The sequence below is a fragment of the Stenotrophomonas sp. STEN046 genome, assembly GCF_056759755.1.
In genome coordinates, this window is sequence record NZ_JBRRDR010000035.1 from 1 (window position 1) to 12,275 (window position 12,275).

The 12,275-nt window shown below is 67.6% G+C and carries 12 protein-coding genes; 9 read left to right on the forward strand and 3 right to left on the reverse strand.

Annotation, left to right across the window (positions count from 1 at the left end):
• Positions 1-60: 60 nt before the first annotated feature.
• Positions 61-711, reverse strand: a complete 651-nt coding sequence (locus ACVOLJ_RS15300) for a YceH family protein (RefSeq protein WP_481564485.1) — start codon at positions 709-711, stop codon at positions 61-63.
• A gap of 99 nt (positions 712-810) precedes the next feature.
• On the opposite strand from ACVOLJ_RS15300, the gene ACVOLJ_RS15305 reads away from it, so the two are divergent.
• The 6 genes from ACVOLJ_RS15305 (at position 811) to ACVOLJ_RS15330 (ending at position 7,720) form a co-directional block, all read left to right on the forward strand.
• Positions 811-1,731 (forward strand): 5'-nucleotidase, lipoprotein e(P4) family, encoded by a 921-nt coding sequence (locus ACVOLJ_RS15305; RefSeq protein ID WP_481564486.1) that lies wholly within the window; start codon positions 811-813, stop codon positions 1,729-1,731.
• The gene (gene pyrF, locus ACVOLJ_RS15310) at positions 1,728-2,453 is read left to right on the forward strand and encodes an orotidine-5'-phosphate decarboxylase (protein ID WP_481564487.1); all 726 of its coding nucleotides are present in this window, start codon (positions 1,728-1,730) and stop codon (positions 2,451-2,453) included. The genes ACVOLJ_RS15305 and pyrF overlap by 4 nt, the downstream gene beginning before the upstream one ends.
• Before the next feature lie 219 nt (positions 2,454-2,672).
• Positions 2,673-3,497, forward strand: coding sequence for a S1 family peptidase (locus ACVOLJ_RS15315; protein WP_481564488.1), 825 nt, complete (start codon positions 2,673-2,675; stop codon positions 3,495-3,497).
• Between the two features lie 280 nt (positions 3,498-3,777).
• A complete protein-coding gene (locus tag ACVOLJ_RS15320) occupies positions 3,778-4,731 on the forward strand; it encodes a hypothetical protein (RefSeq protein WP_481564489.1) in 954 nt (317 codons plus the stop codon).
• Positions 4,731-7,367, forward strand: a complete 2,637-nt coding sequence (gene plsB, locus ACVOLJ_RS15325; RefSeq protein WP_481564490.1) for a glycerol-3-phosphate 1-O-acyltransferase PlsB — start codon at positions 4,731-4,733, stop codon at positions 7,365-7,367. Before ACVOLJ_RS15320 ends, plsB begins: the two co-directional genes overlap by 1 nt.
• Positions 7,364-7,720, forward strand: a complete 357-nt coding sequence (locus tag ACVOLJ_RS15330) for a hypothetical protein (protein WP_481564491.1) — start codon at positions 7,364-7,366, stop codon at positions 7,718-7,720. The genes plsB and ACVOLJ_RS15330 overlap by 4 nt, the downstream gene beginning before the upstream one ends.
• A gap of 85 nt (positions 7,721-7,805) precedes the next feature.
• Here the strand turns inward: ACVOLJ_RS15330 and ACVOLJ_RS15335 are convergent, their stop codons facing one another.
• Positions 7,806-8,009, reverse strand: coding sequence for a YdcH family protein (locus ACVOLJ_RS15335; protein ID WP_481564492.1), 204 nt, complete (start codon positions 8,007-8,009; stop codon positions 7,806-7,808).
• A gap of 90 nt (positions 8,010-8,099) precedes the next feature.
• Here ACVOLJ_RS15335 and ttcA point away from each other — a divergent pair, with 90 nt between their 5' ends.
• Genes ttcA through ACVOLJ_RS15350 form a run of 3 tightly spaced genes read left to right on the forward strand, consistent with a single transcriptional unit; the run spans position 8,100 to position 10,792 of the window.
• The gene (gene ttcA, locus ACVOLJ_RS15340) at positions 8,100-9,011 is read left to right on the forward strand and encodes a tRNA 2-thiocytidine(32) synthetase TtcA (protein ID WP_481564493.1); all 912 of its coding nucleotides are present in this window, start codon (positions 8,100-8,102) and stop codon (positions 9,009-9,011) included.
• Between the two features lie 36 nt (positions 9,012-9,047).
• Positions 9,048-9,953 carry a recombination-associated protein RdgC gene (locus ACVOLJ_RS15345; RefSeq protein WP_481564494.1) on the forward strand — a complete coding sequence of 302 codons (906 nt, stop codon included), beginning with the start codon at positions 9,048-9,050 and terminating at the stop codon, positions 9,951-9,953.
• Positions 9,954-10,012: 59 nt separating this feature from the next.
• Complete coding sequence (locus ACVOLJ_RS15350) at positions 10,013-10,792, forward strand: M48 family metallopeptidase (RefSeq protein WP_481564495.1); 780 nt, start codon at positions 10,013-10,015, stop codon at positions 10,790-10,792.
• Positions 10,793-11,400: 608 nt separating this feature from the next.
• On the opposite strand, the gene ACVOLJ_RS15355 is transcribed toward ACVOLJ_RS15350, so the two are convergent.
• Complete coding sequence (locus tag ACVOLJ_RS15355) at positions 11,401-12,270, reverse strand: methylglyoxal synthase (protein ID WP_481564496.1); 870 nt, start codon at positions 12,268-12,270, stop codon at positions 11,401-11,403.
• Between the last annotated feature and the right edge of the window lie 5 nt (positions 12,271-12,275).

The window sequence follows — 12,275 nt, forward strand, 5'->3', positions numbered from 1 at the left end:
CCGTTGGTCGGCACGATTCAAATGCAGTGCCGACCAACGGTCGGCACCCACGGGGTTGCTTCAGCCGCGCAGTTCGGCCAGCTGCGCCTGCAGCGCGGCGACCGCCGCTTCCAGCTGGGCCACGCGTTCGGCCAGGCCCGGGTCGGCCGGCTCGCTGCCGCCACCACTGCTGGCGTACTTCGCCGCCAGCGCCGCGCCGTCCACTTCACCGCACAGCAGGTGCATGTAGCGGTCTTCGCGCTGGCCGCTGGCACGTGGCAGCACCAGCAGCAGCCCGCGCTGCTGCAGGCGCTCGATCGCGTGGCGGGCCTCGTCGGCATCGGCAAAGCGATGCAGGCGCTCGGCGCGGGTAACCAGCTCGCCCAGGGTCTGCGGGCCACGCAGCAACAGCAGGGCCAACAGCACCGTCTGCTGCCGGGTCAGGTCCAGTGCGCTCTGCAGGCGGTGCTCGTAGCGATCGGCGCGCGATGAGAAGTGCTGGCGCGCCAGACCGAGGGTTTCCAGCTGGCGCAGGGCGTGCTCCACGCTGCCGGCGCTCACGTTCATCACCGGCTCGCGGGCGGTCTTCTGGTTGGCCGCCGATTGGGCCGCATTCACCGTCAGCGGGTAGGTGTCCGGGGTGGTCGCTTCCTTCTCCACCAGGCAGCCCAGCAGGCGGGCCTGCACGGCATCCAGCAGCGGAACGTCGGGGGTCTGGGTGGAATCGGTCATGGCGGCCTCCGCAGGGGCAACGGGTCAACCATCAAGCATAGCCGTCCCGATGGCGGCTTTGACGGTAAAATGCCCCGATATCTGCAGCCGGTGAATTCCATGCGTCGTCCCGTTTCCCTGTCCCTGACCCTGCTCGCCACCGCGGTGATCGGCCTGTCCGCCTGCAAGCGGGTGGAAGCGCCTGCCGAAGCGGCCACACCGGCGGCACCGGCCGCTGCCGCCAAGGCCGGCGACGCGCTCGACGCCACCGCCAACGACAACCTCAACGCGGTGTTGTGGATGCAGCGCGCGCAGGAATACAAGGCGATCACCGAGCAGACCTACCGCGCCGCCGCCGACCATCTGGATGTGGCGCTGAAGGAAGCGCACTGGGATGCGCTGGTGCCGGAAGAACGCGGCAACGAGGCCAAGGGCCTGAAGCCGGCGGTGGTGCTGGATGTGGACGAGACCGTGCTGGACAACTCGCCCTACCAGGCGCGCCTGGTGCGCGACGGCAAGGAATACGACGAACTGAGCTGGGACCAGTGGGTAGCCGAAAAGAAGGCCAAGGCGATCCCGGGCGTGGTCGATTTCGCCAAGGCTGCCAACGCCAAGGGCGTGACCCTGCTGTACATCTCCAACCGCGCCGTGCACCTGAAGGACGCGACCCTGGCCAACCTGCGCGAGCAGGGCCTGCCGGTGGCCGACGACAGCGTGTTCCTGGGCCTGGGCACCGTGGTTGAAGGCTGCGAGCAGGCCGGCAGCGAGAAGAACTGCCGCCGTCGCCTGGCCGGCCAGAAGTACCGCGTGCTGATGCAGTTCGGCGACCAGCTGGGTGACTTCGTGGAAGTGACCGCCAACACCAACGAGGGCCGAGATGCCCTGCTGCAGCAGTACCACGACTGGTTCGGCGAGCGCTGGTGGATGCTGCCGAACCCGACCTACGGCGGCTTCGAGCCGGCGCAGTTCAACAATGACTACAGCCAGTCGCGCCAAGCCCGCCACGACGCCAAGCGCGCCGCGCTGGACTACGCGCCGTGAGCCGCGCCCCGCTGCCGCTGCGCGCCGATGAGCGCCTGATCTTCGCCCTGGACGTGCCCGACCGCGCGCAGGCGCTGGACTGGGTCGAGCGTCTTGGCGACAGCGTGGCGTTCTACAAGATCGGCATGGAACTGCTGGCCTCCGGCGAGTACTTCCAGGTGCTCGATGAACTGGCCCGCCGCAACAAGCGCGTCTTCGTCGACCTGAAGTTCTTCGACATTCCGGCCACCGCTGCGGCGGTGATCAAGCGGCTGTCGCAGTGGCCGGTCAGCTACGCCACCATCCACGGCTGGCACCCGGCGATGATGGAAGCCTGCGCGGCAGCCAACAGCAGCGACATGCGCCTGCTGGCGGTGACCGTGCTGACCTCGATGGGCCGCCCGGACCTGGCGCAGATGGGCATCGACCGCGAGCCGGTGGACGTGGTGGTCGAGCGCGCGCTGGCCGCCCAGGCGGCGGGCATCGACGGGGTGATCGCCTCGGGCCAGGAAGCGGCGCCGATCCGTGCCGCCACCGGCGCCGGATTCTCGATCGTCTGCCCGGGCATCCGTCCGGGTGGTCCGGTCGGCGATGACCAGAAGCGCACCGTCGGCGTGGCCCAGGCCTTCGCCGATGGCGCCGACGCGATCGTGGTCGGTCGCCCGATCCGCCTGGCTGCCGATCCGCAGGCAGCGGCACGGGCGATCCAGCTGGAAATCGCGTCGGCTTTGGCCGCGCGCTGACATCGCCTCGATGTCGGTCACGCCGGCACCACGAACGCCATCCCGTTCACTGCGGGATGGCGTTCGCATTTACAGCGCTGGCGATGACGCAGCTGCCCCCAACGGATGAAACTGTGCGCCGGGTCGCCGTGTGCGCGGACCACTCCTCCTATCAATCGATGCACCGGCGCGGACCGCGGCCGTCCGGTACCCATCCATTGATAGAGGGAATACACGGATATGTATCGCACCACCTCTTTGTTGTTCGGCTCCCTGCTGGCTGCCGCCTTCGCTCTGCCCGCCAACGCCACACCCACGCCGCAGGAAGCGCCACGCATCATCGGTGGCGAAAACGCCGCACCCGATGAGTACCCGTTCATGGTCAGCATCCAGCGTCTTTCGCTGGGCGACAGCGACCATGGTCGTCACTGGTGTGGCGCCACGCTGATCTCGCCCTCGTGGGTGCTGACCGCCTCGCACTGCGTGGAGGGCGATCGCCCGGGCGACCTGGCGGTGCTCGGTGGGGTCACTACCCTGTCCACCGAACCGTCGGCGGCGGTCTCCAACATCAAGGCGATCCACATGCACCCGGCCTACAACAGCGGCAACTCGCTGGAGCATGACGTGGCCTTGATCCAGCTCGACACCCCGCTGCCCGACGCGCAGCCGGTGGCCTTGCGGTTGCGGCCGGACGCCAGCTACCTCAAGCCGGGGCGCGCGTTCACGGTAATCGGCTGGGGCGACACCGACATCGGCGACGGAAAGGTATTCCCCACCCAGCTGCAGACGGTGCAGGTGCCGTTCGTGCCGTTCGAGCAGTGCCAGCAGGCTTATGGCGGCGAGTTGTCACGCGGCAAGGTCATCTGCGCAGGCCGCGAGGGCATGGACAGCTGCCAGGGCGATTCCGGCGGCCCGTTGCTGCTGCGGCTGCGCGAGGGGTGGACCCAGTTCGGTGTGGTCAGCTGGGGCGAGGGCTGCGCGTTGGCCGGCTACCCCGGCGTTTATGCCCGAATCGCCGAAAAACATGCCGTAGATTTCATCGAGTCGGTCTGGCAACGCGATTGATTCAATTAAATCAATAAGTTGAATGATGTTTCATCATGTGTTGCCTTAACTTCGCGGGCAGCGTACGATCGCCGCCATCCGGTCTTCGGGCCGGACATGCGCCACAACACTGTCCACCGGCTTCGTGCCGGTTTGAAGAGCCTGCGATCCGTGTGGTCGAGGCTCTTTTTTTTTGTGGATCAAGCCGTTGCGTATCCCGAAGCGGAAAGCGTGACCGCCCGGCTTGCCGCTGTCACCTCACAGGCCGCAAGATGCGGACCGGTCCGGGGAGTCCGATTGCATGAGCGTTGGAGTGCGAGGAAGGTCTGCACGCGTATGGGGGCTGGCGGCCGTGCTGCTGCTGGCCGTGGCCGCGTGCCGGCAACCGGGCGGCGATCCGGCCGCCGCGCCGGCCGAACCTGTCGCCGCCGTACAGGCGATGGCGCAACGGCTGGCCGAGGATGATCTGATCGGCTACGCACGGTTGTCGGTGCCGCCCAGCCAGTACCAGCGCCTGCAGCAGGCCTGGGCGGAGGGCCACAGCCAGTGGCCGCTGACCGGCCTGCCGTTGGGCGACCAGCTGCTGCCGATGCTGGCGGCACTGCGTGCGCCAGGCGCGGATGCGCAGTTGCAGCGCAGCTTCGACCGCCAGCTGGCCGGGCAGGCCAGCGCCGTGCGCCAGGCCGCACAGTCGATGGGCAACTTTGGCGTGCAGTACCTGCGGCACCAGAAGGGCTACACGCCCGGCCAGCAGGCGCACTACATCCAACTGGTGCAGACCCTGGCGGCCTGGGCACAGGACGCGCCGATCAGCGACCGCGCGCGGGCCCGCAGCAGCATTGCCGCCCTGGTCGGCGCCGCCGCCAAGGTCGGCTTCCAGGACGATGCCGGCCTGCAGGCAGCGGGCATGGAGGGCAGCCTGCAGCAGCTTGCTCCGTTCATCCATACGCTCAAGGCGGTCCTGGCCAGCTATGGGCTGGGGGTGGATGAAGCCTTGCGCAGCGTGCGTGGGGAGCTGCTGTCGGTGGAAGGGGACAATGCGCTGGTGCGCCTGCAGTACGAGCTGGCCGGCCGTGCGATGACCGTGCAGGTCCCGCTGAGCCGGCGCGAGGGTCACTGGTACCTCACCCGTACCCTGGCCGACACCGACGCCCTGCTGCGCCAGGCCGATGCCGCGCGTGCCGCCGCTGCGCCGGAGCCGGCAACCGCCCCGGCTACCGATGGGGAAGCGGCAACACCGTCGGCTAAGCCATAATGACGTCGATGTCGAAACAGAACCCGCTGCCGTTCCCCGGCGAACAATCCCAGCCGACGCCCGCCGATACGGCGCAGTCGTCCCCCTCGACCGACGCCGGCGTGAGCCCGGCGGCGACGCCGGTGCACGCGCGTCCTGCTGGCCGCCGTCCGCTGTGGGCCCGCCTGCTGGGCCGCCTGGTCGAGCCGTGGCTGTCGCTGAAGATCGAGCCGGAGGACCCGGGCCAGTACAACGATGGCCGCCCGGTCATGTACGTGCTGGAAGACTACGGCCTGTCCAACGCGCTGATCCTGGACAAGGCCTGCCGCCAGGCCGGGTTGCCCTCGCCGCTGGTGCCGCTGGCCGGTGACCCCACCGGCCGCAAGCGGGCCTACCTGGCCCTGTCGCGGCGCAGTTCCAGCAACTCGCTGATTCCCGAGCAGCGCGGCGCCAAGACCCATTCCGATTCGCTGGCCAAGGTCCTGCAGGCCCATCGCGTGCGCGATGACCTAGACGTGCACCTGGTGCCGGTGTCGATCTTTGTCGGCCGTGCCCCGGACAAGCAGAGCGGCTGGTTTGCCGTGCTGTTCTCGGAAAACTGGGCGCTGGTCGGCCGCTTCCGCCGCCTGCTCGGCCTGCTGCTGAATGGTCGCAGCACCATCGTGCGCTTCGCACCGCCGATCTCGCTGCGCTCCACCATCGACGAGGGCCTGGAGCCCGAACGCACGGTGCGCAAGCTGCAGCGCGTGCTGCGCACCCACTTCCGCCGCATCCGTGAATCGGTGATCGGCCCTGACCTTTCGACCCGGCGCCTGCTGGTGGACCAGGTGCTGGCCGCCGAAACCGTGCGTGAGGCGATCGCCTCACAGGCCAAGCGCGACAACAGCAAGACGACCGACGCCTGGAAGAAGGCGCACGCCTACGCCTGGGAAATCGCCGCGGACTATTCCAGCCCGGTGGTGCGCTCGGCCAGCTTCATGCTCAGCCATGTGTGGAACCGCATCTACGCCGGCGTGCTGGTCCACCATCTGGACAAGTTCAAGGCGGCCGCGCCGGGGCATGAAGTGGTCTACGTGCCCAGCCACCGCAGCCACATGGACTACCTGCTGCTGTCCTACCTGCTGTACGACCGTGGCATCGTGCCGCCGCACATCGTGGCCGGCATCAACCTGAACCTGCCAGTGGTCGGCACCTTGCTGCGCAAGGGCGGTGCGTTCTTCATCCGCCGTTCGATCCGTGGCAACGCGCTGTACTCGGCCGTGCTCAGCGAATACGTGGCGCAGCTGGTGGCCGGTGGTTACTCCATCGAGTACTTCGTCGAAGGTGGCCGCTCGCGCACCGGGCGGCTGCTGCAGCCCAAGGGCGGCATGATCTCGATGACCCTGCGCGCCTTCCTGCGCCAGCCGCGCAAGCCGGTGCTGTTCCAGCCCATCTACATCGGCTACGAGAAGCTGATGGAAGGCGGCAGCTACCTGGACGAACTGTCCGGCCGGCCGAAGGAAAAGGAATCGATCTGGTCGCTGCTGTGGGGCATCCCCAAGGTGCTCAAGCAGAACTACGGCCAGGTGGTGGTGAACTTTGGCGAGCCGATCGCGCTGAACGATGTGCTGGCCGAGAAGGCGCCGGAGTGGGGCGGCGAAGCGGTGTCCGAGGACGAGAAGCCGTCGTGGCTGTCGACCACCGTCGATACCCTGGCCGAGCGCATCCAGGTGCGCATCAACGGTGCCGCCGACGTCAACCCGATCAATCTGCTGGCACTGGCGCTGCTGTCCACGCCCAAGCATGCGATGGGCGAGGCGGACCTGATCGCGCAGATCGAGCTGTGCAAGACCCTGCTGGTGGAAATGCCCTATTCGGACCGGGTGACGGTAACCCCGCACTCGCCGGAGCGGATCATCGCCCACGCCGAGGAAATCAACGTCCTCACCCGCATCAAGCACCCGCTGGGCGACGTGCTCAGCGTCAGCGGCGATACCGCGGTGCTGCTCAGCTACTTCCGCAACAACGTGGTGCACCTGTTCACCGCGTCTTCGTGGGTGGCCTGCTGCTTCCAGAACAACCGCCGCATGAGCCGCACCGGCCTGGTGCAGCTGGGCCGCACGGTGTATCCGTTCCTGCAGGCCGAGCTGTTCCTGCCCTGGACCGAGGACGAGTTCGCCCAGCGCATCGATCAGACCATCAACGTCTTCGTGCGCGAAGGCCTGCTGCAGAACGTCAACGAAGACGACGGCGGCATCCTGGCCCGCAACACCGGGCAGACCGATGAAGTGTTCCGCCTGCGTGCGATCGGCCACTCGCTGCAGCAGGCGTTCGAGCGCTATTACATCGCCATCTCGGTGCTGGTGAAGAACGGCCCGGGCACGCTCGGTACCGCCGAACTGGAAAGCCTGTGCCAGCAGGCCGCGCAGCGCCTGAGCCTGCTGTATGCACCGGCCGCGCCGGAGTTCTTCGACAAGTCGCTGTTCCGCGGCTTCATCCAGAAGCTGCGCGAGCTGCGCCTGGTGTGGCCGGACGAGAACAGCAAGCTGCTGTTCGACGATCGCCTGGATGCGTGGGCCAAGGATGCCAAGTTCATCCTCGGCCGCGAACTGCGCCACACCATCGAACGGGTCAGCCCGGAAGCGGCACGCCCGGACGAACCGGCGCCGCAGGATTGATCCTGCGGCCTGCGCTGGCGCGGTGGGCGCTGTTCGCCGCCGCGATGCTGGCGGTGAATGCCGCGCAGGCTGCCGAAACATGCGAGAACGACAACCTGCCCGGGCGGCTGGCTGATGCACCGGTGCGCCTGTGCATCCAGGCCAGCGATCGGCGGGCGCCGCAGTACACCCTGTGGCTGGCCGGTGAAGTGCGCATCACCGGCGATGAGCCGGCGGTGCGGCAAGGGCTTGGCGGTGACTGGTACGGCCACCCGCTGTGGCTGCGCTGCACGGGGGCTGGCAGCCTGCGCCGCTGCGATCTGACCGTGGACGGCGAGGCGGCCTGGAGCGCGGAGCTGGCACTGCCGCGTTGATGAAGGGCCCCATCCACGCATGGCGTGGACCTACCGTGCTTTCGATCCAGCAGTAGATCCACGCCATGCGTGGATGGGCCACCGGTTACGCAGGCTCGTCCGGAATCTGCAGGCTTTCCAGCTTGGTGATGCAGTCCTTCAACTGCAGCTTGCGCCGCTTCAGGCGCTTGAACTCCAGCTCATCGTCGCCGTTGGCGGCCATGCGCGTGATCTGTTCATCCAGCGAGCGGTGCTCGGCGCGCAGGGCGACGAGGCGTTCGACGATTTCGGCGGGGCTGTAGGTGTCCACAGTCTCCGAGCATACACAGCGACGATGACTGCCGGGAGAGGGGAATCCCGACCCCGGGTCCGGGCCGCCGCAAGCCGTTAGAATGGTGGCATGACCGCCGTGATCTCCCTGCCCGATCCCCCGCAGCGCGCGCCGCGCGATCGGCGTGCGGCCGGGCGCGGACCGGATCGGCTGGCCCGGCGCCTGCGCGGCCAGGTCGGTCAGGCCATTGCCGACTTCGGCATGATCGAGGCCGGCGACAAGGTGATGGTCTGCCTGTCCGGGGGCAAGGACAGCTACACCCTGCTGGACATGCTGCTGCAGCTGCAGAAGAGGGCGCCGGTAGCGTTCGAACTGGTGGCGGTGAACCTTGACCAGAAGCAGCCGGGGTTCCCTGCGCATGTGTTGCCGGAGTACCTGGCCGGTCTGGGCGTGGCGTACCAGATCATCGAACAGGACACCTACTCGGTGGTGAGCCGGGTCATTCCGGAAGGGCGGACCCTGTGTTCGCTGTGCTCGCGCCTGCGCCGGGGCGCGCTGTACAACCACGCCAAGGCGCACGGTTTCACCAAGATCGCCCTGGGCCACCACTGCGACGACACGGTGGCCACGTTGTTCATGAACCTGTTCCACCACGCCAGGATGGCGGCCATGCCACCCAAGCTGCTCAGCGACGATGGCCAGCATGTGGTGATCCGGCCATTGGCCTACGTGCGCGAGCACGATATCGTCGAGTACGCGCAGGCTCGCCGTTTCCCGATCATTCCCTGCACGCTGTGCGGCAGCCAGGAAAACCTGCAGCGTCGCCAGGTGGGCTTGATGCTCAAGCAGTGGGACCACGACCATCCCGGCCGCATCGAACAGATCGCCCGTGCGATGGCCGACGTGCGCCCGGCGCAGCTGGCCGATGCCACCCTGTTCGATTTCATGGCCCTGGGCCGCCGCGAGGATGCGGCGCCGCCCGTCGCCGTCGCCGCCGCTGCCTGGCTGGCCGACGCAGTTCCCGAGACGCCTGCCGCTTAAGGTCGGGCGCCCTTCTTCTTCAGACACCGGAATTCCATGTTCTTTCGCAACCTGACGTTCTTCCGCTTCCCGACCACCACTGATTTCTCCGAGGTCGATACCCTGCTGCCGCACGCCCTGCTGAAGCCGGTCGGCGCACTGGAAATGAATTCACGCGGCTTCATCTCGCCGTTTGGCCGCGAAGAGAAGGAACTGCTTTCGCACCGCATCGCCGAGCACCTGTGGCTGACCGTAGGCGGCGAAGACAAGATCCTGCCCGGCGCGGTGGTCAACGACCTGCTCGAGCGCAAGCTGGAGGAGATCGAGGAGAAGGAAGGCCGCCGTCCCGGTGGCCGCGAGCGCAAGCGCATGAAGGACGACCTGCTGCATGAACTGCTGCCGCGCGCCTTCGTGAAGTCCTCGCGCAACGACGCCTTCATCGACCAGCTGCACGGTTACGTGGTGGTGGACACCTCCAGCCGCAAGACCGGCGAATACTTCATGTCCGATATCCGCGGCCTGCTCGGCAGTTTCCCGGCAATGCCGCTGAACGCCGAAGTCGCCCCGCGCTCCATCCTGACTGGCTGGATTGCGGGCGAGCCGTTGCCGACCGGCTTCGAGCTGGGCGAAGAGTGCGAGATGAAGGATCCGGTGGAAGGTGGCGCAGTGGTCAAGTGCCAGCACCAGGAACTGCGCTGCGACGAGATCGACAAGCACCTGGACGCCGGCAAGCAGGTGACCAAACTGGCGCTGATCTTCGAGGACAACCTGTCCTTCGTGCTCGGCGATGACCTGATCGTGCGCAAGCTGAAGTTCCTCGACGGCGCGCTGGACCAGCTGGAACACGCTGACGAGGACGGCCGCCGCGCCGAGTTCGATGCCCGCTTCGCCCTGCAGAGTGCGGAGATCCGCCGCCTGTTCCTGCTGCTTGAAGAAGCCTTCAAGCTCAGCAAGGCTGACTGAACAGGCGCCGCTCGGGCCGCCGGTCATCCGGCGGCCTCCAGCGGCGCTATGCTGCACGCATGAGCCGCCTGTTGCGCCGCCTGATCTCGCCGGTCCCGCCCGCCACCGTGCAGCGCGACACCGTTCGCCTGCGCCTGGAAGATACCGATATCGAAGTGCTGCGCGTGCGCGATCCGCGTGCGCGACGGATCAAGCTGAGTGTCGATGAGCGCGGTGCGCGGCTGACGTTGCCACCGCGTGCCAGCCTGGTGATGGGCGAGCGTTTCCTGGAGCAGCACCGCGAGTGGCTGGGTCTGCAGCTGCGCCATTACCAGGGCCATGCGCTGCCGGCGCCCCTGCAGCCGGGCATCGACGGTGTGCTGCCGTTGCGTGGCGAGCTGTTGCCGCTGCGCTGGCAGGAAGGCCGTTACGCGCGGCTGGAAATCGACGCGCAGGGGGCCTGCGTGCAGTGGCCGACCCGCGCCGGCGATGCGACCCTGCGTCGGCTGCTGCGCGAATTCTATGAAGCACAGACCCGCGCCGATGTCGGGCGCTGGTTGCCGAAGTACCTGTCCACGCTGCCGCGCGCGCCCAGCCGGCTGCGGCTGAAGGTGATGTCCTCGCAGTGGGGCTCGTTGGCCCCGGACGGCAGCATGGCGCTGGACCTGGCGCTGGTGCTGGGCAGCCCCGCCGCGTTCGAATACGTGCTGGTGCACGAACTCTGCCACCTGATCCAGGCCAACCACTCGCCCGCGTTCTGGCATGAAGTGGAACAACGCTTCCCGGATTGGCGCGCGCAGCGCGATTACTTCCAGCAGGATGGGCGTCGCCTTAAGGCGATGCTGCGGCAGCTGCTGTAGCGCGCTACAGCAGCTGCCCACGCATTCTTCCTCTACCCCCGCCTTCGGCGCGCCCCTTCAACAGAAGGGGCTCCACACCAGCCAGACGGCCGCGCAGCCGTGTATGGCGCTACGCGCTACAGCAGCTGCCCACGCATTCTTCCTCTACCCCCGCCTTCGGCGCGCCCCTTCAACAGAAGGGGCTCCACACCAGACAGACGGCCGCGCAGCGGTGGATGGCGCTACGCGCTACAGCAGCTGCCCACGCATTCTTCCTCTACCCCCGCCTTCGGCGCGCCCCTTCAACAGAAGGGGCTCCACACCAGACAGACGGCCGCGCGGCCGTGGATGGCGGGGCGCGCTACAGAAGCGCGTATAGCGCGCGATCCGCTTTGCTCCTGCTTTCCAATTTTCTTCCGTGGCTGGACGCGCGCGGAAACTGTCAGGAGGTCGGGTGGGTAGGTTGCGCAGGGGTGCGAGCGCCATGGATGGCGCTCACAAGCCCCCATGGATGGGTTCACGGCGTCCCCTGCGCGGCCTACCCACCCGGCCACCCCAAAACGGCAGTCGACCCACAGTCGACTCTACCCAGTGTCAGCCACGAGGGGCTCAGCCGTTGGCCGCGAACCTCATCGACCCACGCGCAATGCCGCAGCCTCCGCCCAGCGTGCCGCTACGCGTGGTGCCGTGATGCATACCGCCTGATCGGTCACCGTCGTCACTGCCCGCTCCAGCAGCTGGATGTCCGCTTCGTGCTGGCGGGCCACATGCGGGTCCTCGAAGAAGATCGCGCGTTGGCAGCGGCCTTCCAGCACCCGGTCGGCAATCTGCGCATCACCACCCATCGGGCCGCTCTGGTAGCGCGTCACCCATGCACTATCGGCCGGCCAACCACGGCTCCAGGCCAGCTCGTTCAAGCGTTGCCCGGTGGTGCCGGTCGCCACCCGCTCACCGAAGCGCGCCAGCACGTCGAAGTGTTCGTCGGCGAACGCCAGCATGGCTGGCTTCATCGCGTCATGCGCGATCAGGGCCAGGGTCTGCCCGGCGAACGCATGCAGGTCATCGGCGCTGCGGTCCGCCGGCAGCCCGGCGTGGACGCGTTCGACCTCGATCCAGTCGCGCGCGGTGGCCACCGTGGAAATGAACGGTTTGCCGTGGATCACGCACTGGCGCTTGAGTGCGGTGGCTTCGGGAAACACCGAAGAGGGGTCGACCGGATCCATCAGGTAGATCGCGCCGTCCAGCGTACGTTCGGCGCCCATGCCCACCACTTCGGCCACCAGCTTCATCAATCCGCCGTCACGTCCATACGGATAGCGAAGCAGGCCGTCGTATCCGGCAAGGAACCCGTTGTGCTGGATCGCATCGTGGGTGCGGCCAACCGCGCATAGGCTTACGCCCAGTTCGCGCAGCCCGGTTTGGCTGGCACGCAACCAGCGGAACAAAGCTGCGCGCGCGTCGTTGTGATGGAGGCGGTTGGCGGCCAGGCCGATGCGCATCGAAA